The 25,259-nt window shown below is 36.3% G+C and carries 23 protein-coding genes; 22 read left to right on the plus strand and 1 reads right to left on the minus strand.

From position 1 onward, the window contains the following. Window positions 1–5: 5 nt before the first annotated feature. The 22 genes from cysD (at window position 6) to G5B37_RS01445 (ending at window position 24,630) form a co-directional block, all read left to right on the plus strand. Entirely contained in the window at window positions 6–911 is a 906-nt protein-coding gene (cysD, locus tag G5B37_RS01340; RefSeq protein ID WP_164678264.1) for a sulfate adenylyltransferase subunit CysD, read from the plus strand. A gap of 33 nt (window positions 912–944) precedes the next feature. Then, window positions 945–2,201: a sulfate adenylyltransferase subunit 1 gene (locus tag G5B37_RS01345; protein WP_164678265.1), complete on the plus strand. Its 1,257-nt coding sequence runs from the start codon at window positions 945–947 to the stop codon at window positions 2,199–2,201. A gap of 36 nt (window positions 2,202–2,237) precedes the next feature. Then, window positions 2,238–3,329 carry a polysaccharide pyruvyl transferase family protein gene (locus G5B37_RS01350; protein ID WP_164678266.1) on the plus strand — a complete coding sequence of 364 codons (1,092 nt, stop codon included), beginning with the start codon at window positions 2,238–2,240 and terminating at the stop codon, window positions 3,327–3,329. 7 nt (window positions 3,330–3,336) lie between these two features. Next, the gene (locus tag G5B37_RS01355) at window positions 3,337–4,266 is read left to right on the plus strand and encodes a glycosyltransferase family 2 protein (RefSeq protein WP_164678267.1); all 930 of its coding nucleotides are present in this window, start codon (window positions 3,337–3,339) and stop codon (window positions 4,264–4,266) included. Then, on the plus strand, window positions 4,253–5,164 hold the full coding sequence (locus G5B37_RS01360) for a sulfotransferase family protein (protein WP_164678268.1): 912 nt from the start codon (window positions 4,253–4,255) through the stop codon (window positions 5,162–5,164). The genes G5B37_RS01355 and G5B37_RS01360 overlap by 14 nt, the downstream gene beginning before the upstream one ends. Window positions 5,165–5,347: 183 nt before the next feature. Beyond that, window positions 5,348–6,802, plus strand: a complete 1,455-nt coding sequence (locus G5B37_RS01365) for an oligosaccharide flippase family protein (protein WP_164678269.1) — start codon at window positions 5,348–5,350, stop codon at window positions 6,800–6,802. 173 nt (window positions 6,803–6,975) lie between these two features. Continuing rightward, window positions 6,976–7,548, plus strand: coding sequence for an acyltransferase (locus G5B37_RS01370; protein WP_164678270.1), 573 nt, complete (start codon window positions 6,976–6,978; stop codon window positions 7,546–7,548). Between the two features lie 7 nt (window positions 7,549–7,555). Further along, window positions 7,556–8,524, plus strand: coding sequence for a Gfo/Idh/MocA family oxidoreductase (locus tag G5B37_RS01375; protein ID WP_164678271.1), 969 nt, complete (start codon window positions 7,556–7,558; stop codon window positions 8,522–8,524). Between the two features lie 26 nt (window positions 8,525–8,550). Next, window positions 8,551–9,525, plus strand: coding sequence for an SDR family NAD(P)-dependent oxidoreductase (locus tag G5B37_RS01380; protein ID WP_164678272.1), 975 nt, complete (start codon window positions 8,551–8,553; stop codon window positions 9,523–9,525). Between the two features lie 9 nt (window positions 9,526–9,534). Next, window positions 9,535–10,041 (plus strand): acyltransferase, encoded by a 507-nt coding sequence (locus G5B37_RS01385; RefSeq protein ID WP_164678273.1) that lies wholly within the window; start codon window positions 9,535–9,537, stop codon window positions 10,039–10,041. 70 nt (window positions 10,042–10,111) lie between these two features. Then, the gene (locus G5B37_RS01390) at window positions 10,112–11,272 is read left to right on the plus strand and encodes a glycosyltransferase family 4 protein (protein ID WP_164678274.1); all 1,161 of its coding nucleotides are present in this window, start codon (window positions 10,112–10,114) and stop codon (window positions 11,270–11,272) included. A gap of 7 nt (window positions 11,273–11,279) precedes the next feature. Next, the gene (locus G5B37_RS01395) at window positions 11,280–12,338 is read left to right on the plus strand and encodes a glycosyltransferase (RefSeq protein WP_164678275.1); all 1,059 of its coding nucleotides are present in this window, start codon (window positions 11,280–11,282) and stop codon (window positions 12,336–12,338) included. A gap of 124 nt (window positions 12,339–12,462) precedes the next feature. Continuing rightward, entirely contained in the window at window positions 12,463–13,527 is a 1,065-nt protein-coding gene (locus G5B37_RS01400) for a hypothetical protein (protein WP_164678276.1), read from the plus strand. Window positions 13,528–13,530: 3 nt separating this feature from the next. After that, on the plus strand, window positions 13,531–14,625 hold the full coding sequence (locus G5B37_RS01405; RefSeq protein WP_164678277.1) for a glycosyltransferase: 1,095 nt from the start codon (window positions 13,531–13,533) through the stop codon (window positions 14,623–14,625). After that, window positions 14,607–15,767, plus strand: coding sequence for a glycosyltransferase family 4 protein (locus tag G5B37_RS01410; protein WP_164678278.1), 1,161 nt, complete (start codon window positions 14,607–14,609; stop codon window positions 15,765–15,767). The genes G5B37_RS01405 and G5B37_RS01410 overlap by 19 nt, the downstream gene beginning before the upstream one ends. A gap of 10 nt (window positions 15,768–15,777) precedes the next feature. Next, window positions 15,778–16,386 carry a sugar transferase gene (locus G5B37_RS01415; protein WP_164678279.1) on the plus strand — a complete coding sequence of 203 codons (609 nt, stop codon included), beginning with the start codon at window positions 15,778–15,780 and terminating at the stop codon, window positions 16,384–16,386. Then, a complete protein-coding gene (locus tag G5B37_RS01420; RefSeq protein ID WP_164678280.1) occupies window positions 16,383–16,994 on the plus strand; it encodes an acetyltransferase in 612 nt (203 codons plus the stop codon). Before G5B37_RS01415 ends, G5B37_RS01420 begins: the two co-directional genes overlap by 4 nt. Next, window positions 16,987–18,117, plus strand: coding sequence for a DegT/DnrJ/EryC1/StrS family aminotransferase (locus G5B37_RS01425; protein WP_164678281.1), 1,131 nt, complete (start codon window positions 16,987–16,989; stop codon window positions 18,115–18,117). Before G5B37_RS01420 ends, G5B37_RS01425 begins: the two co-directional genes overlap by 8 nt. Before the next feature lie 34 nt (window positions 18,118–18,151). Then, window positions 18,152–20,110: a polysaccharide biosynthesis protein gene (locus G5B37_RS01430; protein WP_175017399.1), complete on the plus strand. Its 1,959-nt coding sequence runs from the start codon at window positions 18,152–18,154 to the stop codon at window positions 20,108–20,110. Between the two features lie 36 nt (window positions 20,111–20,146). Then, on the plus strand, window positions 20,147–20,896 hold the full coding sequence (locus G5B37_RS01435; RefSeq protein ID WP_164678282.1) for a polysaccharide biosynthesis/export family protein: 750 nt from the start codon (window positions 20,147–20,149) through the stop codon (window positions 20,894–20,896). A gap of 4 nt (window positions 20,897–20,900) precedes the next feature. Then, the gene (locus G5B37_RS01440; RefSeq protein WP_164678283.1) at window positions 20,901–23,273 is read left to right on the plus strand and encodes a GumC family protein; all 2,373 of its coding nucleotides are present in this window, start codon (window positions 20,901–20,903) and stop codon (window positions 23,271–23,273) included. Window positions 23,274–23,283: 10 nt separating this feature from the next. Further along, complete coding sequence (locus tag G5B37_RS01445) at window positions 23,284–24,630, plus strand: capsule assembly Wzi family protein (RefSeq protein WP_164678284.1); 1,347 nt, start codon at window positions 23,284–23,286, stop codon at window positions 24,628–24,630. On the opposite strand, the gene G5B37_RS01450 is transcribed toward G5B37_RS01445, so the two are convergent. Continuing rightward, entirely contained in the window at window positions 24,627–25,148 is a 522-nt protein-coding gene (locus G5B37_RS01450; protein ID WP_164678285.1) for a DUF421 domain-containing protein, read from the minus strand. The two genes, G5B37_RS01445 and G5B37_RS01450, sit on opposite strands and share 4 nt — an antisense overlap. Window positions 25,149–25,259: the final 111 nt, after the last annotated feature.

The raw sequence follows: 25,259 nt of genomic DNA on the forward strand, positions 1-25,259 counted from the left end.
ACCCAATGGGGAAGTATTATTTAAATTATTTAGACGAATTAGAATCTGAAGCTATCTATATTTTACGTGAAGTATGGGCGCAGTTTGAAAATCCAGTGATTTTATTTTCAGGAGGTAAAGATTCAATTTTAGTAACCCATTTAGCAAAGAAGGCTTTTTACCCTTCTAAAATACCATTTCCATTATTGCATGTAGATACAGGTCATAATTTTCCTGAGACCATACAGTTTCGAGATGATTTGGTGCAATCGTTAGGGTTACAATTATTGGTTGGTTCAGTGCAAGAAAGTATTAATCAAGGTCGTGTAGCCGAAGAAAAAGGTAAAAATGCCACTCGAAACGCACTTCAAATTACAACCTTGCTTGATGCCATAGAGACCAATAAAATAGATTGTGCTATTGGTGGTGGGAGAAGAGATGAAGAAAAAGCACGGGCTAAAGAACGCTTTTTCTCGCATCGAGACGATTTCGGACAATGGGATCCAAAAAATCAGCGTCCAGAATTATGGAATCTTTTAAACGGAAAACATTTTGAAGGGGAACATTTTAGAGCTTTTCCAATAAGTAATTGGACAGAGATGGACGTTTGGAATTTTATTTTACGTGAAAATATTCAAATACCATCACTGTACTATGCGCATGAGCGAAAGGTAGTGTGGAGGCAGGAGTCATGGATTCCTGTTTCAGAATTTCTGAAACTTGAAGCACATGAGACCGTAGAGACTAAAAAAATTAGATTTAGAACTTTAGGCGATATAACCATTACCGGTGGCATAGAATCTGACGCCGATACCTTAGAAAAGATAGCCGCTGAAGTGGCTGCCATGAAGCAAACCGAACGCGGTAACCGAAGCGATGATAAACGCAGCGAAACTGCAATGGAAGATAGAAAACGACAAGGGTATTTTTAATAATCATTTCACCAATCACCATTCACTAATTCTATGGCAATAGACACAAATCAACTTTTAAGATTTACAACAGCAGGCAGTGTAGACGACGGAAAAAGCACCTTAATTGGAAGGCTACTTTACGACAGTAAATCTATTTTCGAAGATCAATTAGCGGCCGTTGAGGTTACGAGCAAAAGAAAAGGACATGAGGGTGTAGATCTGGCATTATTCACAGATGGCCTGCGAGACGAACGCGAACAAGGAATTACAATAGATGTTGCCTACAGATACTTCACAACGCCTAAGCGTAAATTTATCATCGCAGATACCCCTGGGCATATTCAGTATACCCGAAACATGGTAACTGGTGCTTCTACAGCCAATGCAGCGTTAATTATAATAGACGCAAGACATGGCGTAATTGAGCAAACCAAACGGCACGCATTTATTGCTTCGTTGCTGCAAATTCCGCATATTATTGTGTGCGTAAACAAAATGGACTTGGTAGATTTTTCTGAAAAGGTCTATGACGATATTGTAGCTCAGTTTCAAGAGTTTTCTTCAAAGCTATATGTAAAAGACATTCAATTTTTACCTATTAGCGCTCTGTTAGGCGATAACGTAGTAAATAGAAGTGACAAAATGGATTGGTATCAAGGGGCTCCGCTGCTCTATATGTTAGAAACCATTCACATTGGAAGCGATTTAAATAAAATAGATGCAAGATTCCCCGTACAAACCGTTTTAAGACCACAGAGTAGTGAGTTTGTAGATTATCGAGGCTATGCAGGCCGTATTGCAAGTGGTATTTTTAGACAGGGAGATGGTGTAACGATATTGCCATCTGGATTTACATCTACCATTAAAACAATCGATACAAGCGCTGGCCAATTGAAAGAAGCTTATGCTCCAATGTCTGTAGCAATAACACTAGAAGACGATATTGATGTAAGTCGCGGCGATATGATTGTAAAAAACAACAATCAGCCAAAACCTGTACAAGAGTTCGATGCAATGATTTGTTGGTTTAATAGTGCAGAGGCAAGACCGCGCACAAAATATACGATCATGCACACCAGTAATGAGCAAAAAGCGATGATAAAAGAGGTTGTTTACAAAATTGATATTAATACATATGCTAGAAATGTAGACAACAAAACTCTTACCATGAATGATATTGCGCGGGTAAAGGTGCGTACAACAAGACCATTAATGCTTGACGAATACCGAGACAATAGAATAACAGGTAGTTTTGTGCTCATAGATGATGCTTCGTATGAAACTGTAGCTGCAGGAATGATTATGTAGTACAATTTGTATCTTGTGAGCTAACCCAGACAGGCTATGTCAAACTCTCATGCAACAAAAAAGGTAGGTATACTTACGCTACCTCTTACGCATAATTACGGCGGCCTGTTACAATGTATTGCACTACAGATAGTGCTACAAGAGATGGGTTTCCAAATACTAGTCTTTAACCGGGGTAAGAATGAACCAGCTTGGAGGCGTACCACAAAAAAAGTGCTTTTCCGACATTATTTTGCTGAAATAGAACGATTTAAGAATATACATCTTACTAATCGCACTAGGTTGTTGACGAATTCAAACAATCTAAGGCAGGAAATTAGTACTAGCACGCTTGATGCTATTGTGGTTGGAAGTGATCAAGTTTGGCGTGAACTGTATTCGGTTGGGGACTTTTCAGATAATTTCCTTGCTTTTTTAGAAGATACAGCGGTTACTAAGGTAGCCTATGCGGCCTCTTTTGGAGTAGCAACTATTAAGACGCCTAGAGCAACTGCGGAAATTTCCGAAGCATTAAAAACGTTTAACGGGATTTCAGTTCGCGAGCAATCTGGACTAAAAATTCTGAAAGACACATTTGGAGTACAGAACGCAACGCTTGCCTTAGATCCTACGTTACTTTTACCGAAAAACTTCTATGAACAATTATGTGACGATGCGAAGAGTGTGCCATCGAAAAAGACACTAGCTGTATATGTACTAGATGAAAGAGACTTGACGTTGTCGCAAATTGATTCGGTTGCAGGAAGAATGAGTCTTTCAGTCGTACAAATTAAACATCAACCTAAACATAGTTGGCGTAGGATATTTCAGCAGAAAGCTGGAGTGGGAGCATGGTTGCAAACTATTAAAAATGCAGATTTTGTGATTACAGATTCATACCATGGAATGTTATTTTCAATTTTATTTAAGAAGCAATTTGTTGTGTTGGTAAACGAAAAAAGAGGAGCAACGCGTTTTGAATCTTTGGCACAGCAACTGGGTATACAAGATAGGCTCGTGAAAGACGTCACAATTAGTAATGAACCCTCTTGGTTTACAGACGACATAGACTATATTGCGGTTGATACCAAATTGGCAAAACTTCGGGAGGTGTCGTTAGAGTTCTTAAAAAATAATTTAAACGGCTAAGAACGAAATGATAAGTGTAATAATACCATTGTATAATAAAGAAGACTTTGTAGAAAAAGCTTTGGCTTCGGTATTGTCTCAGACCTATCAGGATTTTGAATTACTTGTGGTAAACGACGGTAGCACAGATACGTCGTTACAAAGAGTAAAGGATGTTGCAGACCCTCGTATAAAGGTAATTTCAACAAACAATAAAGGAACAGCTTCGGCTAGAAACACTGGAATTAACGCTGCGACCAACCAATATGTAGCATTATTAGATGCAGACGACTGGTGGGCACCAACTTTTTTAAAAGAGGTTGTGGTTGCTATTAATGCTTTTCCCCAGGAAAAAATATTTGTCACGGGAAGAATTCATGTGTTCCAATCAAAAGAAGTAGCATATACAAATAAATGGTTACCAAAAAATGGAGCAACGGGTTTAGTAAATCACTTTAAAGTACTCGGCACTAATTTGCCAGTTATACATTCTAGCAGCGTTGTGGCGGCAAAAAACCATATAGAGGCTATAGGTGGATTTAAAGCCGGGATGCAGCATTTTGAAGATCATGAATGTTGGCATAGGCTTGCTATAGATCATGCTGTTGTTTTTATAAATAAGCCGCTGTCTTTTTATAATAAAACCGTTCAAGGGAGTATGTCTACAGCGAAAGTACGTTGTAACGATTTAATTCATTATTATAACACGATGCTTAGCGTTAGCGAACAACTCTCTGGTAGAGAGAAGCGCTGTTTTAGAAAATTCTATCAGCGTTTTGCCAAGTGGAGTTATTTAAAATTTGCCCCCACTTATTCTAAAGAAGAACGAATGCTTCTTCAAGAATCTCTGGTACAGTTGGTGTCTAAGATGGAGGTAAAGATTTTAGACGAGCTTCAAAAAATGGGTATTGCCAGTATTTACCAACGCGCAAAAAACATGAGAAATGGAGGAGCATAAAAAGGCTAATCTTTTTGTAGTAGGAGCTATGCGAGCTGGCACAACATCGTTAATGAGTGTTCTCGAGCAACATCCAGAAATATATGCCTCTCCCATTAAGGAGCCGAATTATTTTGTAGACAGATTACCCAAAGAAGTATACAGTCCAGATAAGAAGTTCATAGAAGCAAGTTATTTTAAAATTGATTTCCCGAAGAAACTACATATTGCTCATATCCAATCGAAAGCAGCTTATGAACAATTGTTCTCATTTGCTACCGATCAAAAATATAGGGTAGAGGCAAGCACGTGTTATTTGCATGCGCCAGGTACTCCCTCAAAATTAAAGCAATATAATCCGAATGCAAAAATTATTGTGTTGCTACGCGACCCGGTAGAGCGAGCATATTCTCAATATGCAATGAACGTCGGTTTAGGAAGAGAAAACAAATCGTTTGAAGCCGTTGTAAAAAAGGAACTGAACGAATTACAAAATGGACCATTACCATGGCATAGTATTATACATATGAGTTGCTACGATACCGCCGTAGAAATTTATAGCCAACTTTTTGATAATGTATGTGTGCTGCCATTAACACATTTGTTAGATGCCCCTAAAGAAGCATTTAATACCATTGCAGAGTTTCTTCAAATTGCTCCATTTCACAGTACATTTTTACCAAAAACTAACCAGGCAATTCATTTTAAGAATAAGCAAATAGTTTACCTATTAAAAAAAGTTGGTTTAAAACGACTTGTCTCTAGTGGGTTAGGATCTAGCACAAAACAAAAAATTCTAGGTGCTTTATCTCGTAAAAATGCCACGCCACTCATTCCAGAAATACTTGAAAAGCAGTTGCGCGAGGTGTTTGCAGCACGTTCTCTGGTTTATTTTGACAGCATTGAGCGTACAACATAGAACTTTATTTTAGAAGGTAATTTGTCTAGCTCCTGTGGGGATTGTAGTACATTTGCAAAATCTTTAAGTGTGCGGGTTTGTTTAAGAACAGGTAAAACGCTAGCTATAAACAGAACTTTAAAACCTTGATACTATCTTAGGAATTTATTGATACCCATGAAAAGTCTAAGCAATTTAAGAAATTTGAGTCAATCACCCTTTGTCAAAAAAGTGGTTAAAGGAACTTTTTGGCTTACGTTTGGATCGGTGATGGCTAAGGGTTTAACTGCTTTGGCATATTTGGTTTTGGCTCGAATATTAACCGTAAATGCGTATGGGGAATACGGAATGGTTAAGTCTACAATAGACAACTTTTTAATCTTCGCCACCATGGGCGTTGGTCTTACGGCAACGAAATATATTTCTGAATTAAAAGATGAAAATAAGCAGAAGGCGTCAAGTATTCTTGGTGCATCTATTGTTGCTGTAACGTTACTAAGCAGCGTGGTTTTTTTGGTATTGATATTATTTTCTAATTCGTTGGCAACTTCGGTTTTAGGGAATGAAGCCCTTAGGTTGCCACTTATTTTAGCGGGTGGAGTATTATTGTTTATCTCGGTTAATGGAGTGGTTGGCGGAGCTTTATTAGGCCTGCAGAGTTATAGAAGCATGTCTGTAATAAATAGTGTACAGGGGGTTTTATTATTTGTCTTTTTGTGTCTAGGGGGGTACTTCTATGGTATGGTTGGCGCAGTGGCTGGAAACCTTGTAGCGATGATTCTTATGTGTCTTATTTCGTGGTATATTTTAAGATCTACCTTAAAAGAAATTGGCATGAAAATCTCTTTGAAGAATTTGAAAGAGAGCCTACGTTCCATCTATAAATTTGCGATACCAGCATCACTAGGAATGCTTGTTGTAGCACCCACGATTTGGATTTTAAACACCATGCTTGTGAATACTCCAGATGGTTATACCCAATTAGGCGTGTATACAGCTGTTCTTATCTTTTCATTGGCTATTCGTACGGTAAATGGATCGCTGTCTAATGCGTTACTTCCTATATTCCTATCTAAGGATATGGAGATTACGCCTAAGAAAGAGTTCTTTAATTACCATGGCGCATGGATTTTATGTTTGCTTATCTCAATACCCTTTATAATTTTTCCTGAAATAGCCACTTATATCTTAGGAGCAAAGTATCCCGAACAAGATGTAATACTTATTCTAGAGCTTTCAATAATAACAACATTTCTGATATCTTTTAAACAGGGAATACACCGTGATTTAATTAAGAAAAATAGGATGTGGCTTAGTGTTTTAAGTACAGGGATTTTTGCGAGTACTGCGATAATAGTATTCTTATTGCTGAAAGATTACGGTGCTTTAGGTTTTGCTATATCTTTTTTAGCAGGATATTTTATGAATACTGTTCTTGTAATTCCTCTATTTGTATACCTAAAAGTTACACCTAAAAATACATTTAGAAGTTTTTGGATTCTTCTGGTTGTAGGTCTTGTTGGTCTGTTAGCATACAATGCTATTTATACGCAATTAATTATTCTTAGAAGCCTCGTGTCTCTTATAGGTCTAGTTCTATTGCTATTTTGTGTTTATAAATTTTACAAGAAAATGATCTCTTTAAAGGTTTCTGAATAACTCTATTTATTACTGGTATTGTTACCTTGAAAAGAGTTCAAGTGGTCATAAATACAAATTCAATATAATATTCACTTTAAATTTATACTAATACTAGTACCAATCTTTTATAAAGTGCACTAAAAACCCTACAAAAGTGATACCTTTGCACCCAACTTTTTAAAAGAAAATAATTGAGCTATTTTGCACATCCTACGGCCGTGATAGATGAAGAATGTATCATTGGTGCGGGCACAAAAATTTGGCATTTTTCTCACCTAATGAGTACTTGTACGCTTGGAGAAAACTGTAATCTTGGACAAAACGTAGTAATTTCACCTAATGTGATATTGGGCAACAACGTTAAGGTTCAAAATAATGTGTCTATATATACAGGAGTTATTTGTGAAGATGACGTATTTCTTGGTCCATCTATGGTTTTTACCAATGTTATAAATCCGCGTAGCGCAGTAAACAGACGAAATCAATATTCTGAAACTATCGTTAGGAAAGGTGCCTCTATAGGAGCCAATGCTACGATAGTTTGTGGAAATAACATTGGAGCATATGCTTTTGTAGGAGCAGGCGCTGTAGTAACTAAAGAAATTAAGGCCTATGCACTGGTCGTTGGTAATCCGTCAAAACAAATTGGTTGGGTTAGCGAATATGGTCACAGGCTTGAATTTGGCAGCGATACTATAGCTGAATGTCCAGAATCTCATCAAAAATATAAACTAGAAAACAATAGTGTTTCTAGAATAGAATAAATAAAAAATGAAAAACTTTGCTTTAATTGGAGCTGCTGGGTACATTGCTCCTAGGCACATGAAAGCCGTAAAAGAAACTGGAAACAATCTGTTAGCCGCTTTTGACCCAAATGATAGTGTAGGCGTGATTGACAGCTATTTTCCGAATGCCGATTTTTTTGTTGAATTTGAAAGATTTGATAGGCATATTTCGAAATTACAATTTGAGGAAAAAATGTTCTTAGATTATGTTAGTATTTGTACTCCAAATTACTTACATGATTCTCACATTCGTTTTGGTTTACGAGAAGGAGCAGATGCTATTTGCGAAAAGCCATTAGTAATGAATCCATGGAATTTAGATGCGCTTAAAGAAGTTGAGAAAACAACAGGGCAACGGGTTTGGAACATTCTTCAACTTCGTCTACATCCAAGTATTATTGCTTTAAAAAAGAAAGTAGAAAATGGTCCTAAAGATAAAATTTACGATGTAGACCTAACATACCTTACTTCGCGAGGAAATTGGTACTACACATCATGGAAAGGAGCACTTAATAAATCTGGAGGAATCGCTACCAATATTGGCGTACACTTTTATGATATGTTAGGGTGGATATTTGGCGGTGTGAAAGAAAATATTGTTCATGTACACACACATGATAGAGCTTCAGGTTATTTAGAGTTAGAACGAGCAAGAGTACGTTGGTTCTTATCTATAAACGAAGATGTGCTGCCGCAGGAAGTTTCAGAAAAAGGTCAGCGAACATTTAGGTCAATCACTGTAGAAGGAGAAGAACTGGAGTTTAGTGGTGGTTTTACAGATTTACACACCATCAGTTATCAAGAAATTTTAAAAGGAAACGGTTTTGGAATTGATGAAGCAAGACAAGCTGTACAAACTGTTTACGACATTAGAAATACAGACCCCATTGGTTTAAAAGGTGATTACCATCCATTTGCGAATAAAAAATTGGTAAAACATCCATTTTCAAGATAGTAGAAATAGAGAAATAAGTATATAAAATGAGCGAAAAAGCATATTCACTAAACGGAATTTATAAAAAGGCATTGGTTACTGGTGGCGCAGGATTTGTTGGTAGCAATCTTGTTGAATCACTACTAGAAGATGGGCTTGATGTCGTGAGCATAGACGATTATAGCGCTGGTAAGGAACGAAATTTACACGACGTTAAGGAAAAATACGGTGATAAACTCACCATAGTTGAATGTGATATCACTAAAAAATACAACCTGTCTCAACATTTTGGAGATATAGATGTAGTTTTTCATCAAGCATGTTCTAAAATGACAATCTGTTTGAAAGATCCGTTAAGAGATTTGGAAGTAAACGCAGCGGGAACATTTAATCTACTTGAACTTGCACGTGATACGGGAGTTAAAAAATTTGTACATGTTTCTACGGGTTCTGTTTATGGAATTGCACAGTATTTTCCAACAGATGAAAATCACCCGTTGAATCCTACATCGTATTATGGTGTAAGTAAATTAGCTGGGGAGAAATATGTGCGTGCTTTTGCACATTTGTACGGAATGGACACCTCGATATTGAGATATTATCACGTATACGGACCAAAACAAGATTCTGGAGACTACGGTGGCGTGATGGGTATCTTCTGTAAACAAGCTATTAAAGGAGACGACCTTACTATTTTTGGTGACGGTACACAAATTCGTTCATTTACCTACGTAAAGGATGTGGTTAATATTAATAAACTCGTAGCCAAAAAAGGAGCTAAAGGAGAAGCATATAATTGTGCTTCTGGACTGAAAGTTTCTATACAAGAAATTGCAGATAAGATAACCAAAATGGCAGGCACAGACTCTAAAATTAAGTACGAGGATTGGAAACCTGGCGATATAAAAGACTTTGAAGTGAGTCATAAGAAGATTGAGGACTTAGGCTTCGAATTTCAATATTTAGATTTTGACAAGGGGCTTCAACAAACATTTAATTGGTATAATAAGGTTTTTGGGTAGTAAATGAAGTTGAAGGAGAAAATATATTACGGTAGCTATTTATTTATAAAAGGATGGGATTTCCCGTTCGTAGATGGATGGCGTGCTGCGATTGTAAAAAAACTACTTCAGCAAAAAAGCAATAAACTACTAATTCGCTCTAACGTAATTTTACATGGGTTTAACAAACTTACTATAGGAGACGATGTTTCTATTAATCATGGGTGTTTCATTTCAGCAGAAGGAGGTTTAACCATTGGAAATATGGTTTCAATTGGTCATAATACCTCTGTAATTACAACAGAACATTCATTTTCAGACCCAAATCTACCTATAAAAAAACAACCAATAGTTCTCGAACCCGTTAGGTTGCATGATAATATTTGGGTAGGGGCCAATGTTACGATTTTGGCAGGTGTTACTATTGCATCAAATACAATTATTGCAGCAGGTGCTGTTGTTACAAAATCTATTCTAACGGAAGGTACAATTGTTGGAGGAGTACCTGCTAAGTTAATTAAGACAATTAATTCTTAGACTGTTGGTTATTAAATTACCTAGATTTTGAGGGGACGTTCTGCGCTCTATTAGAAGTTTTACACTACATATGGAAAATCAACCTACATTAGATATTGTTATGCTTTCTACTTTTAACCGGGATGCTGGTGGTAGAGAAACTTGGCTTTATAACTTCCTTCCAGAACTTGCTAAACTCAAGTATTTTAATACAATACGATTGTTTGGGTTTAAAAGACCAGATCAAGAGAATTTTACAGAAGCGATTCAGCAATTAGACCCTAAAATTGAAGGTCGGCAACAGATATTTCCAATTCTTTTAGAAAAGGAAAAGTCGAAACTCCCTACAGTATTTGCGATGTTTAAGGAGTTCAAAAAATTTGTGAGACTTAGTAATCATGTTCCAAACCATGTTATGGCAATGGGCATTTTAGAACTATGGATGGTATTAAAGCTGAAACGTTATAACAATGTAAAAAAGATAGTTTGGTTGCGAAGTATTTTTTCTCATGAAAAGGCTTATAGAATTCCAAAACCTATTCGCAGTTTATTCTTAAAATACGAAATCAGCATGCTTAAAAAAGCCCATGTGGTTTTAGGTAATGGAGATGACATTAAGAATTTCTATGCTTCTCATGGTATCAAGGTAAAGGTAGTTAAGAATGGTGTAGCTATGGCTCGCTGGGCGCTGCCTGAAATACCTCTTAAAGACACCATTCACATTGCTTATGTTGGAAGGCTGAGTCAGGTGAAAGGAATTGAAGATTACTTATCACTAATAGAAAAAGTAAAAACAGGGAGTAGAGCAAAACAATTTACATTTCATATTGTGGGCAATAACGACAGCTATGCGGAGCAAGTTGATAGTTTAGTGCAAAAAGGATATGTTGTTAATCATAATATGATACCTAATAACGATTTGCCTAAATTTATGGAGAAAATCGATGTATGTGTCGCTTTGACCTATGCTTCTGAAACGGGCGGGGGTGGAGGAACCTCAAATGCCATGATGGAACAAATGGCGGCAGGTAGAATTATTTTAGCTTGGAATAATAGAATTTTTGATCAGTATTTAAACACAGACAATGCATATTTAGCTGAACAATACAATGTGACCGAATTAGAATCACAACTGTTGGCAATCATTCACGATAAAACGCTTGCAAAACAGAAAGCTTATAAGGCATTAAAGACTATTGAACCTTATAGTTATTCGCTCAATGTTGCTAAATTTTTGGCTGCTTTAAAATAAATTTAATATGAAAGTGCTTCACGTCATAAATTCTTTAGCAGCTGGAGGAGCAGAGAAGTTAGTTTCTGAGCTAACATCTGCACTTTCTGAAACGTGTGAAGTAAGCCTATTTACATTTCAAAATTCTCAAGATATATTTCGAGAGAATTTGGGGGGCAATGTGCATTTTTATTCTGTTGCTGAAGGAGGGTTTTTCAGCATAAAAAAATTGAGAGTACTATCCAAGCTAATAAAGCAGCATGATGTAATACATGCCCATCTTTTTCCTACATTTTATATAGTAGCATTCCTTTCGCTTTTCCGCAGAAGAAAAAAATTTATTTACACAGAGCATAACACACATAATAAGCGTCGAAAATGGTTTTTTTGGCTATTAGAAAAGTGGGTGTACGCTAGGTACAATACCATTATATGTATTAGTAAAGGAGTTGAAAAATCACTTCAAAATTGGATAGGGATAGCAACAAACACAAAGATCATTACTAATTTCGTTGACCTTGAAAAAATCGCTGGAATATCAAAGAAAAAAACAATGCTTCCAGATGTATCGAATAGTGTGCCACTTGTTATGGTTGGTAGTTTTTCTGAACAAAAAGATCAAGAAACATTGGTAAAGACCATCTCTGTATTGCCAGAGCAGTATCTATTATTATTGATAGGTGACGGTCCTAAGCGAGTGTTCGTGGAAGAACAAGTAGCCAAATTGAAATTAACACAGCGTGTTTTCTTTTTAGGTATTCAAAAAGATGTAATTTCCATCTTAAAACATTGTAAATACGGTATATTATCGTCAAATTGGGAGGGTTTCGGCATCGTAGCGTTAGAATATATGGCGTCAGGGCTTATAGCATTAGGCACAGATGTTAGTGGCTTAAATGAGGTTATACGAGTTAAAGAAAACCTGTTTACAGTTGGAAATCATCAACAATTAGCCAACAGAATAGTAGCTATTGAAACTAATGAAGGACTAACAAAGACAATAGAATCGAAGCAAAATAGTCTAATTTTAGATTTTGATATTGCTGCGTCAGTAAAACAACATTTAGAAGTTTATAAACTATCATAAAGAGATTATTTAAATGCTAGACATTGGCATCATAATTATACTTATTCTATTGGGGTTTCAGTTTAAGAACTTCTTTAAAGGTACTTTTTCATCTTATGATAAGAAGATCCTAAATTATTTATGGATGTACCATTTATTGTTTGCAGTGCTCTTTTATTTTTACGTAAATCAGGCGGGAGGAGATGCTAAAAATTACTGGTTTACCGTTAAAGAAAATCTAGATATTGGAATTATTGATTATATAGAATTGGGCTTTGGAACGTATTTTATGTACGCCCTAAATTACTTACCAAGTGGAGTGATGGACCTCACTTTTTTTACAGGCTCAATTTTTTATGCACTCATTGGATATTTTGGCTTTGTCTATCTGTACATCGTCTTTAAGGAACGTATTAAATACAATACTTATATTTTCAAAATCCCATTATTTCCTACTATATTATTTCTGCCAAATTTGCATTTCTGGTCCTCTAACGTTGGGAAAGATACCCTCCTGTTTTTTTGTATTGCATTACTATTTTATGCTATTAAAAGTCCAAAACAACATATTTGGAAAATTTTATTATCTCTAGGATTAGCATACTTGGTTAGACCGCATATTGCAGCCTATTTAATTGCAGCCTTTGGTGTTGCGCTGCTATTAGACGCCAACTTAAAATTGTACAAAAAGCTTTTCATAATGGCAATTATAGTTGCTGGGTTTGCTTTAATTTTTGATAGTTTAGTTGCTTATCTACGGATTGATAGTTTCGACATAGATACTATTATGAGTTATTCTGAAGATAAGGTAACAAAGCTTAGTCGAGACCATACTGGGTCTAGCGTAGATATCTCAAGCTATTCATACCCATTGAAAGTGTTCACTTTTTTATATAGACCATTATTTATAGATGGCCTAAGTGCTTTCGGGCTGCTAGCTTCTTTAGAAAACTTAATTCTTATTATTCTTAGTGTTAAGCTACTATTAACCAATCCGTGGCGTTACCTAAAAAAAAGCAATTCATTTGTAAAAGCGCTCATCATCTTCTTTTTACTTGGAGCACTTACATTCTCATTAATTCTGGGTAACCTTGGAATTATGTTGCGTCAAAAAAACATGTTTATTCCAGCATTATTATTTATCTGTCTTTGGACCTTTTCATATCATACAGAGGTAAAAACATCTAATCAAGTTACGCCCACAAATTGATTTATGAAAGTTCTGCACATTATAAATAGTATGGCTACTGGCGGCGCGGAAAAATTACTGCATGATGCTATTCCAGCACTTAATAAAAGCGGAGTTACAACAGATTTATTGTTATTAAATGGGACAAGTCAGCCTTTTCTAAAAGCCCTTCAAGAGCATAATGATTTTAACATATATACACTTACTAAAGGAAGCGTATACAATCCGTTACTCATTATCAAAATCATACCGTTTTTGAGAAAGTATGATATTGCTCATGTCCATCTTTTTCCTGCCTTGTATTTTGTGGTCTTTGCTAAACTAGTCTCTTTTTCGAGAATAAAATTATTGTACACAGAACATAGTACCTCTAACAAAAGGCGAAATAATACCATTTTTAAATTATTCGATCGGTTCGTTTACCGCAGATACGAGTACATTGTTACAATTTCTACAGAGGTAAAACTCTTATTAAAAAAGCATCTTGGTAAAACTCAAGTTCAATTCAGAACCATAAACAATGGGGTTGCTATAGATTTCTTTGCGAATACTTTAAAATCGAAGAGGACTGATTTTGGGATTTCAAACGACACAAAAATAATTATTCATGTTGCGCGTTTTACGCATCAAAAAGACCAAGACACCCTCATTAGAAGTGTTTCGTACATTCAAGGTCCTGTTGTGCTATTGCTAGTAGGCGAAGGATATACAAAACCAAAGATGGAAGAGTTGGTAGAAACATTAGACTTAAAAGATAAAGTACAATTTTTAGGAGTACGAACAGATGTAGCATCATTATTAAGCATGGCAGATGTAGCTGTTTTATCCTCTAACCATGAAGGTCTTTCACTGTCTAGTTTAGAAGCTATGGCTTCAGGAACCCCTTTGGTAGCATCAAATGTTACTGGACTTAAAAACTTGGTACACGGTGCCGGTGTATTGTTTCAGCATAAAGATGAAATAGACTTGGCAAATAAAGTCACTAAATTGCTTGCCAATCCGTCTTATTATACTGAAACTGTAAAAACTGGGCTAAAAAGAGTTTCTAAATTTACGTTAGAAGAAATGATCGTATCACACATCAACTTGTATGAAGAAGTATGTCTAGAGAAAAACTAATACGAATTACAACCATACCCTTGTCACTCGAGAAATTACTCGAAGGACAACTTGGTTATATGCAACAGTTTTTTGATGTCACTGGTATTGCGGCAGAAAAAGAGCGCCTAGAAAAATATGGCGCTAACGAGGGCGTAGCAACTCACCACATTGCGTTAACAAGAGAAATTACACCTATTAAAGACCTTAAAGCAGTTTATAAACTCTATACGTTTTTAAGAAAAGAACGTCCCGCAATCGTACATACCCACACACCAAAAGCAGGAATTGTTGGGATGATGGCTGCTTATTTTGCCAGAGTACCAAATAGATTGCATACCGTCGCTGGCTTACCGCTGTTAGAGGCAAGCGGATTTAAACGTATTGTGTTAAATGCCGTTGAAAAACTAACGTATCGTTTTGCAACAGGTGTTTATCCAAACTCTAATGGATTACGCCAAATTATTATTGAAGAAAATTTTACCAGCCCAACTAAACTTAAAGTTTTAGGCCAAGGAAGCTCTAACGGAATAGACACAAGTTATTTTTCTTCGGAAATATTCACCGAATCGCAAAATATTCAGAAACGGAAGGAATTGAACATTCCTGATGACGATTTTGTGTTTGTCTTTGTAGGTCGCATAGTTAGGGATAAAGGCATTAACGAGCTAGTAGAAGCCTTTGCTAGGGTGCAACGAAAACACCCAAACTGTACACTACTACTAGTAGGGCCGTTTGAAGATGACTTAGATCCTGTTTCCGAAGAAACCAGAACTACAATCAACACACATCAAAAAATTATAACGGTGGGATATCAAGCAGATGTGCGTCCTTTTTTTGCTATTAGCAATGCCTTAGTTTTTCCTAGTTACCGTGAAGGATTCCCAAATGTAGTAATGCAAGCAGGTGCCATGGGACTTCCAGCCATAGTTAGCAACATAAACGGATGTAATGAAATTATTTCTGAAAGCGTTAATGGTTTCATCGTAGAACCAAAACAAATTACCCCATTAGAAAATGCCATGACTACCGTTTTAACAGATAAGGCGAAATATAAAACCTTACAAAGCAACGTTAGAGCAGAAATTGTATCACGTTATGAGCGAAAACATATGTGGCAATTATTACATCAGGAGTATAAAGAACTATTGAAAAAAAACTGAAAAAACAACAGTGTATAAAAATTTTATAAAACCTTTCCTAGATATAGTAACAGCTGCCTTTGCGTTTTTGTTACTTCTGCCTGTCTTTATAATGACGATGCTAGTGTTAGCTATTGTTAATAAGGGAAATCCGTTTTTTGTGCAACGTAGACCAGGAAAAGGAGAACGTATTTTTTCAATTTACAAATTTAGAACGATGTCTAATGCAAAAGATGCAGAAGGTAAATTACTTCCAGATGCCGTTCGATTAACACCTATCGGGAAACTTGTACGCGCAACTTCAATAGACGAAATACCGCAACTACTAAATGTTATTTTAGGACAAATGAGCATTGTTGGTCCTAGACCCTTACTACCTCAATACCTGCCTCTATACACCGAAAAACAACGTAGACGACATGAGGTAAAGCCTGGAATTACGGGATGGGCTCAAGTAAATGGACGTAACGCAATTTCGTGGGAAAAAAAGTTCGAAATGGATGTCTTCTACGTAGAAAGAATTAATTTTGCGCTAGATATGAAAATTTTAGTACTAACCTTTTTAAAAGTAGTTGCAAGAAAAGATATAAACACTGAAGGAACAGCAACTACAGAACCTTTTAAAGGCACACAAGAATGAAAGATATTACTGTAATAGGTGGCGGCGGACACTGTTTTGCGCTGGTTGAGTTAATTCGATCTGGAGGGTTGTTTCGCGTTGTTAAAGTTGTAGATAAAACGCCTAAAGCTAAAACAATTCTTGACGTACCTATGTATGAGAGTACTGGTAAGGAAATTGAAGATACACATATTGCAATTGCAATAGGCGACAATAAGATTCGAAAAATAATTGCTGAAAATTTAACTACAAACTGCCCTATTTTTATTCATGATTCTGCCGTTTGTTATCCGTCGGCTCAATTTGGAAAAGGTATTCAGGTATTACCAAACGCAGTGATAGATGCAGATGTTAGTATTGGTGACTTTTCAATTATAAATAATAACGCAACAGTAAGCCATAACAGTAAAATTTCAGCATTTTGTCATGTTGCCATTGGCGCTGCTATCTCTGGAGGATGCACAATTGGAGAAGGGGTATTGGTTGGAGCGAGAAGCGTAATTTTGCCTAATATTTCCGTAGGAAAATGGGCTACTATTGGCGCTGGTGCTGTGGTAACTAAAGATGTGCCAAGTGGGGCTACAGTTGTTGGGAATCCTGCAAAAATTATTAAAACAAACCATGAATAATAAAATCTACCTTTCTTCACCCCATATGGGCGGGACAGAACAAAAGTATGTCAAAGAAGCATTTGACCAGAATTGGATTGCACCATTAGGACCAAATGTAACAGGTTTTGAAACAGCTATAGAGTCTTATCTAGGAGGAGAAAACAAAGTTGCAGCCTTAAGTTCAGGAACTGCAGCCATACACTTAGGGCTTATCTTGTTAGGCGTCTCTAAAGGAGATGAAGTAATTTGCCAAAGTTTTACTTTTTCCGCCTCTGCAAATCCAATAGTATATCAAGGAGCAACGCCAGTGTTCGTAGATAGTGAGCAGGAAACATGGAATATGTGCCCAAAACATCTAGAGGAGGCAATAAAAGATAGAATTCGTAAAGGAAAAAAACCAAAGGCGATTATCGCTGTTCATCTATACGGCATGCCTTTTAATGTAGATGCAATACTAGCTATTGCCAATACTTACGAAATCCCAGTTCTAGAAGATAGTGCTGAAGCATTAGGAAGCACCTATAACGGACAAAAATGTGGAACCTTTGGCTCAATTGGTATTCTAAGCTTTAATGGAAATAAAATTATTACAACCTCTGGAGGTGGAGCATTAGTTACAAAAGATAATGCGTTGAAGGAGCGCGCTATTTTCTTAGCAACACAAGCAAGAGATAACGCACCCCATTATCAACATTCTAACATCGGGTATAACTACAGGCTTAGCAATATTTGTGCGGGAATTGGTCGTGGTCAAATGGAGGTGTTAGACAAGCATATAGAATTGCGAAGAGAAATGAACAAATTCTACACATCACTTTTTTCTAATCAGGAAGGGGTGTCTGTGTTTACAGAGCCAACTACAGATTATTTTTCTAATCACTGGTTAAGCTGTATCACCGTTACTCCAGAGACCGCAGGATTTACTGCAGAAGATATTCGTCTTGCTATGGCAGAAGACAATATAGAGTGCAGACCATTATGGAAACCTATGCATTTACAGCCTATCTTTAAGGATGCTCCTTATTACGGAACGAATTTTGCTGAAACCCTCTTTGAGAACGGATTGTGTCTACCGTCAGGTTCAAATCTTTCAGATGCTGAACGACAACGAATTAGGACGGCTTTAAGACCTTTCGTATAGATATTTCGTATATTTGACAAACCTATATACCCCTGTGAATAAATCTTCCAAAATATTAAGTAAACTCTTTGTTGGCGACAATAAATTACGGCTCTTAGACCAACGGTATTTACCACGTTGGATTGTTGTGTTAATTGATGTATTGTTATGCGGTTTGGCATTAGCTGTTTCTTATTTTATTTTGAGCGATACACGCATTGCCTTTCATGATGTTCTTTCCGTACCTGAGCAAATGCTTGTGATTTTGGCGGTGAATCTTACCTTCTTTTTTGTGTTTAAAAGCTATTCTGGCATTATTAGGCACTCCACATTTATAGATATCGTTAAACTTGCGTTTACGTCTATTTCAACCGCGGTAATTGTCCTTTTAGGAAATGAGATTTTTGCAGCATTAGAAGACCAAAAAATATTTCTAACGACCTTCATGTTGCTCTACATGTTCACTTCGTTTACATTTATGTTGTTCTTTAGAATTTCAGTAAAAGAAAGTTATACTTTTTTGCGAAATGCAGCACATAGCGAGAGCAAAAAGAAAATTGCCATCATAGGTATCGATGATCCTACCGTTTCTTTGGCAAAAGCAATAGTTACTGAAAGTGAATTACCTTATACCTTGGTAGGCTTTCTTACACAAAATACGAGTACAAAACGTGTGCAAATATTGGGGAAGCCCGTAATTTCTTCTTCTAATCTTTCTGAAAGTTTAAATAAGTTGGAGGCTGAGGCTGTATTATTAATGAGCGATTCGTTTTCTGGTCGGGAAAAAAATGAAATAGTTGAAAGCTGCTTGAACGCAGGAGTAGAGATTCTGAATGTACCCAACCTTCAAAACTGGAAAAAGAAGGAAGATATTAGTAACCAGATAAAACCTTTAGAAATTGAAGATTTATTAGAGCGTAGTCCAATTCGTCTTGACGACACCGTGTTGGCAAACGATTTAAAAGGTAAAACAGTACTCGTAACTGGTGGCGCGGGTTCTATTGGTAGTGAAATTGTACAGCAATTAGCTACCTTTAAGCCAGCTTTAGTCGTGATTTTAGATCAGGCAGAGTCTGCCTTGCATGAGTTAGAGTTGTCTTTACGCCTAAACTATCCAGACTTTAATTTTATTACAGAACTGGCAGACATTAGTAATATGTATCGTCTTGAACTTATGTTCAAGAAATACAATTTTAATATTATATATCATGCTGCGGCATACAAACATGTTCCGCTTATTGAAAGAAATCCGCATGAAGCTATTTACGTTAATTTATTAGGAACTATTAACCTTTGTTTTCAATCAGTTTCTAACAAAATTGATCGCTTCGTAATGGTTTCTACAGACAAAGCTGTGAACCCTACAAACGTAATGGGTGCCTCTAAGCGCGCAGCCGAAATGTACGTGCAGGCACTTCAACAGGAACCAGAAACTACAACTAAGTTTATTACCACAAGATTTGGAAATGTGTTAGGTTCTAATGGTTCTGTAATACCTCATTTTAAAAAGCAAATTGCGCAAGGAGGTCCGGTAACAGTAACGCATAAAGATATCATTAGATATTTTATGACCATACCAGAAGCTTGCCAACTAGTAATGCAAGCAGGTACTATGGGAAAAGGAGGTGAGATCTACGTTTTTGATATGGGAGAGCCAGTTAAAATTATAGATCTAGCCAAACGTATGATTCGTTTATCGGGACTGGAACCTTATGAAGATATAGACATAAAAATTACAGGACTGCGCCCTGGGGAGAAGCTGTACGAGGAGTTACTAAACGATACCAATGTGGTATTACCAACACACCATCCTAAGATTATGATTTCGAGTGTTCCTTCGGTTGCATTTTCTGAGATTAAGGCGAAATCTGAAGAAATCATTAGAACAGCTACAAAGCGTGATGACGAAAGCGTGGTTGCTTTGCTAAAGGAGATAGTTCCAGAATTTAGAAGTCAGAATTCAACTTTTGAAAGGCTAGATAAGCCAAAAAATAAAGCGCTAACAAAAATATAGTCCGACTCTTTTAATAACGCTATATTTGCACAGATTATGAGAAATTTTATCATCGTTTTACTATTGGCATTCTGTTTTTTTTCCTGCGCCACCAAAAAGGAAATTATTTACTTCCAAGATGCCGATAACTTAAACGCTACAGAAACGGCGCAATATTTTGATCCTAAGATTGAACCAAATGATATTTTATATATCTCTGTTTCGGCATTAGATGAAGAAGTTTTAAAGCCATACAGACGATCAATAGACATGCAAAATACGGTGTCAGACAATCAACTACAAGGATATTTAGTTGGCTCTGATGGAACAATACAATATCCAGGATTGGGAGCCATTTCTGTAGTTGGAAATACTAGAACCGAAGTGATTACAGCACTCACTACAGAGCTTTCTAAATTTGTTAAAGATATTGTAGTAGATGTACGTATTATTAACTTTAAAGTTACAGTCCTTGGCGAAGTAAATAACCCAGGCGTTTATGTTATTAAAGACGAACGAGTTACCATACCGCAAGCCATTGGTTTGGCTGGTGATTTCACTGCAGATGGTAAGCGCGAGACGGTAACCATAATTAGAGAAGAAAATGGATCACAAAAGGTAACGAAGGTCGATTTTACAAAGACTGAGTTTTTTAGTAGTCCGTATTATTTCCTCAAACAAAATGATATTGTTTATGTAGAACCTTCACTGAAAGGAGTTAAAAAATCAGGTTTTATTCCAGATATCCCAGCTGTTTTATCGGTTGTTACAATTGTTTTAAGTGCCGTAATTTTAATTACAAGATAAGTGTATGCAAGCACCACCTGCGCAAAATGAAGGACAAGATTTTAATCTCAAAGAGATTTTACAACGCTATACTCATAAATGGTATTGGTTCGTATTAGTGGCAGCTATTACCCTTGTTGCGGCTAAGGTTTATTTGCGTTATACCATCCCATCGTACCAATCTAAGGCTTCAATTTTAATCAAGGATGACCAGTCAAGTGGTGGTTTGGGAGGAATCTCACCTTTCTCTGACGCTAGTTATTTCTCTGGAATATCATCCAGCAAAATCGACAGTGAGCTTGCAATATTAAAGTCTAAGCGTCTTATTTCAGAAGTCGTAAAAGAGCTTAACCTAAATATTAGGTATGAAAATATTGGCTCTATAATTACTTCGGAAATATATACAAATAAGCCATTCGTAGTTCAATATCTTTCGTTCAAAAATGAAAACAACAAGGGAGTTCAAAAGTTGTTTTTTGAAATTAACTCAGAAACAGAGTTTACAATTTACAATGAGAGTAAATCTATAAATGAAACACATAGTTTTGGAGAGTCGTTAGAGTTTCCTTTTGGCGAAATTACGGTTATACCAGTTTTTGATCAAAGCGTTTCCTTTTCAGAATTTATAGGAAAAACTATTTCGGTGAGTTATGCGCCTGTTGAAAGTACAGCGGTGCAATATCAAAATAGAATAAACGTAGCAACAGACAATCGCTATAGCAACGTTATTTCACTTTCTATGCAGTCGCCCGTGCGTCAAAAAGCCGAAGATTTTATCAATGAATTAATATTTCAGTACAATGAAGATGCAATTAATGATAAAAATCAAGTAGCGCAAAAGACTTCTAATTTTATAGACTCAAGACTAGAAATAATTACAAGAGAATTAGATTCTGTCGAGCAAAATAAAGAAACATTTAAAAGTACCAATAGGCTTACAGACATAGAAACTGAGGCGCAAATTATACTTCAGAATGCGAGTGAATTCGATAAGAGACAACTAGATGTTGGAACCCAATTAGAGCTAGCCAATACCATGGTAGATTATATGGAAAATGCTGGTGCTAATGATTTGTTACCAACTAATATAGGAATTCAAGGGCCAGAAATATCTTCGGCCGTTGTAAACTACAACCAGTTAATCTTGGAACGTAACAGACTGTTAAAGAATTCTACGTCCCAGAATCCTGTAGTAGTTAATCTTAGCAATCAAATAGCTCAAATTAGAACGGGAATTAAGGGAAGTCTAGAAAATCAAAGAAGCAGTTTAAAGATTACTTTACGCGATTTAAATTACAAAGAAGCGACGCTAAACTCGCAGATTGCGAAGGTTCCGAGAAAGGAAAAATTATTTCGTGAGATAAATCGCCAACAAGGAATAAAAGAACAATTGTTTTTGTTCTTATTGCAACAGCGAGAAGAAGCATCTATTTCATTAGCGGTTACTTCGCCAAAGGCAAAAATTATAGATAGTGCCTTTAGTAGTAAAGCACCTGTTAGTCCAAATCGATTAGTTATTTATGCTGGCGCCCTATTAATTGGTCTGCTAATTCCGTTTTTAATAATCTACATAAGCAATTTAATAGATACGCAGGTAAAAAATAGAAGGGATATAGAGCGAATTTTACCTCAAGTTAATCTGTTGGGTGAAGTGCCAAAACTAGGCAAGAACGAAGACGAACTTGTACGACAGAATGACCGAAGTATGTTGGCTGAGTCGTTTAGAATTTTGCGTACTAATTTGCAATATCAATTCTTAGATAAAAAGGATGCAGATGTAGCAAAACGACTTTTTGTAACTTCTACAGTAAAAGGTGAAGGAAAAACATTTGTTGCCTTTAATTTAGCACTAACATTAGCCTTAACGGGTAAAAAAGTAATCTTAGTTGGGGCCGATATCAGAAACCCTCAATTACATAGATATCTCGATGGAGATAAAAATAAATACAGAGGCCTAACAGAGTATATCATTGACGAAACAGTGACGGCTAAAGAGCTAATGCAACAAAGTAGTCTGAATGAAAATTTGAAAATTATACACTCTGGTGTTATTCCACCGAATCCAGCAGAACTTTTAATGAGGCCAAGAACTGGAGCATTTTTTGAAGAAATTGAAAATGACTTCGATTATATTATCGTAGACACAGCGCCGGCGATGTTAGTTACAGATACCATCTTAATAACACAACTAGCCGATGTTCTTCTATATGTTGTAAGAGCCGGTCATACAGATAAGAAATTGCTAGAGTTCTTAAAAGATGCAATCAATAGCAAACGATTGCCGAGTGCTTCTGTAATCTTAAACAACGTTTCGTCCAACAATTTCGGATACGGTAACAAGTACGGTTATAGCTACACAGAAGAAAAGAAGTCATTCTTTCAGCGATGGTTCAGATAATAAAATTATAATGAGAACACACCTGCTTGTTTTTTTTCTTTTGGGTACATGTTTTTGTTATAGCCAATCTAATGTCTCGTTTAATGGGTCGGTAGAAGCTTCGGGTTATGTAAGTACAAACGATAGTTTACCCTTATGGATGTATACAAATACATCGGGCAAAGTAGGCAGAGTAAGTGCCATAGCTGGTTTGTTAGAAGGTGAAGCTATTTATAGTCTTACTGAAAATAGTGAAATTTTGGCTGGGGGTGCTTTTTACTATAGAGATAATGTAGCCGATGAGTTTCAAAGAAAGAATTTGTACCTACAGTTTCGAAATTCTTGGCTAGATATCACTGCCGGTGCCAAAGAATTCCCAGAAGTGGCACAAGGACTTTCAGCAATTAATAAGAATTACCTGTGGACAAGAAACGCCAGGCCACTTCCTGGAATAAGAATTGCCTCAGCTGCTCCACTAAAAATTTCACGCACATTTAGCGTAGATGCAGGAATCGCTCATTACGAGTTAAATGACGATCGAATTACACGCAATACTCGACTCCATTATAAACATTTTGCCTTGATTACAAATTTTAATGAGAATCACTCGTTTACGGCAAAGATTCAACACTTTGCGCAATGGGCGGGAACTTCACCAGATTTCGGTACACTTAAAAATGATTTTAGTGCTTTTGTAGATGTCTTTACAGCTCGGGAATCTCCAGAGATTGGTGTAGATGGAGAAATTTATAATGCAGTCGGAAATCATCTAGGAACCTACTTGTTTGACTATAAATTTTCAACCTCTTTTGCTTCCACATCTATATATCATGAACATCCTTTTGAAGATGGTAGTGGTACGGGATTTTCTAACTTTCCAGATGGGGTATGGGGTATTTATGTGCAGCCGAAAAAAAATACATTTATTTCAGGAATCGTATACGAATTTATAACAACCAAAGACCAAAGTGGTGCAACTGGAGGTAGCGGATTTGATAATTACTTTAATAATAGTGTCTATAGAAGTGGATGGACCTATGAAGGCGCTATGATTGGTTTACCGTTTATGATTACAGCACCCAGAGGTGAATTAAACGAAGATCGAGTTACCTTTATAAGCAATTCGTTATCGATGCACCATGTCGCGGTCGCAGGCGTTTATAATAAGTTTGCATGGAAGGTTAAATCGTCTTTTGTTAAAAATTTTGGAAGACTTGTTTCCCCTTTTGCTGAAACTTTAACAACAACACACCATTCTCTAGAAATTACCTATCCAACGCAAAAGTTGGGAACATTTACATTGCTTACTGGATTTGATAGCAGTTCAAGTTCTGATGCTATTTTTGGAGCAGGGGTGCAGTATGCCTATCGATTTTAATTAGAAACACCTTCTAGTAACTCTTTTGCTAAGGTTTCATCACCTTGAGTATGCAACACAGAGATATCGCTGGTGACTTCAAACACCACAGCTCTTACCTCGCTCATCTCAATAACATTTGCTTCCCTCAGCTTCGCATATAAATCTGAAATACTAACGTTTGCCTTGGCCAAGTTTTGTTTAAGGAGTTCTCCATCTTTCATTAGTAAAATAGGGGTGTTGGTCGCCATTCGTTCAAATAGGTTCGATTTCCGAATAAAAAAAGAATACAAAGTTTGTAATAGTATAATGATACATAAAGCAATACTACCTTTAAGTATAGAATAATCTGTGCTCCCAATTACATCTGCAAAAATAGACCCCATTACAATGGTCGCAGCAAAGTCGATACTCGTCATTTTTGCGAAGGTTCTTAAGCCGAAAATTCGAGTATAGAGCAAAATAATCAAGTAAATGGCAATAACAGAGAGTCCTGTTTTATATAGTGTAACATCGTTTGCGTATAGCCAATTTTCCATTTTTCATAATTTTATCTGCTTGAAATACTTATAACTTATATAAATATCATTTTTTTACAAAATATTTAAGAATCAATGGAGTTTTATGGGCGATAGAAAGTGTAATTTTGC

It is taken from the genome of Rasiella rasia (assembly GCF_011044175.1).
Lineage (GTDB): Bacteria > Bacteroidota > Bacteroidia > Flavobacteriales > Flavobacteriaceae > Marinirhabdus > Marinirhabdus rasia.

Coding starts and splice junctions, on each gene's coding strand:
- cysD (WP_164678264.1), top strand. CDS start 6: ATGGGGAAGTATTATTTAAATTATTTAGACGAATTAGAATCTGAAGCT.
- G5B37_RS01345 (WP_164678265.1), top strand. CDS start 945: ATGGCAATAGACACAAATCAACTTTTAAGATTTACAACAGCAGGCAGT.
- G5B37_RS01350 (WP_164678266.1), top strand. CDS start 2,238: ATGTCAAACTCTCATGCAACAAAAAAGGTAGGTATACTTACGCTACCT.
- G5B37_RS01355 (WP_164678267.1), top strand. CDS start 3,337: ATGATAAGTGTAATAATACCATTGTATAATAAAGAAGACTTTGTAGAA.
- G5B37_RS01360 (WP_164678268.1), top strand. CDS start 4,253: ATGGAGGAGCATAAAAAGGCTAATCTTTTTGTAGTAGGAGCTATGCGA.
- G5B37_RS01375 (WP_164678271.1), top strand. CDS start 7,556: ATGAAAAACTTTGCTTTAATTGGAGCTGCTGGGTACATTGCTCCTAGG.
- G5B37_RS01380 (WP_164678272.1), top strand. CDS start 8,551: ATGAGCGAAAAAGCATATTCACTAAACGGAATTTATAAAAAGGCATTG.
- G5B37_RS01390 (WP_164678274.1), top strand. CDS start 10,112: ATGGAAAATCAACCTACATTAGATATTGTTATGCTTTCTACTTTTAAC.
- G5B37_RS01395 (WP_164678275.1), top strand. CDS start 11,280: ATGAAAGTGCTTCACGTCATAAATTCTTTAGCAGCTGGAGGAGCAGAG.
- G5B37_RS01400 (WP_164678276.1), top strand. CDS start 12,463: ATGTACCATTTATTGTTTGCAGTGCTCTTTTATTTTTACGTAAATCAG.
- G5B37_RS01405 (WP_164678277.1), top strand. CDS start 13,531: ATGAAAGTTCTGCACATTATAAATAGTATGGCTACTGGCGGCGCGGAA.
- G5B37_RS01410 (WP_164678278.1), top strand. CDS start 14,607: ATGTCTAGAGAAAAACTAATACGAATTACAACCATACCCTTGTCACTC.
- G5B37_RS01420 (WP_164678280.1), top strand. CDS start 16,383: ATGAAAGATATTACTGTAATAGGTGGCGGCGGACACTGTTTTGCGCTG.
- G5B37_RS01425 (WP_164678281.1), top strand. CDS start 16,987: ATGAATAATAAAATCTACCTTTCTTCACCCCATATGGGCGGGACAGAA.
- G5B37_RS01435 (WP_164678282.1), top strand. CDS start 20,147: ATGAGAAATTTTATCATCGTTTTACTATTGGCATTCTGTTTTTTTTCC.
- G5B37_RS01440 (WP_164678283.1), top strand. CDS start 20,901: ATGCAAGCACCACCTGCGCAAAATGAAGGACAAGATTTTAATCTCAAA.
- G5B37_RS01445 (WP_164678284.1), top strand. CDS start 23,284: ATGAGAACACACCTGCTTGTTTTTTTTCTTTTGGGTACATGTTTTTGT.
- G5B37_RS01450 (WP_164678285.1), bottom strand. CDS start 25,148: ATGGAAAATTGGCTATACGCAAACGATGTTACACTATATAAAACAGGA.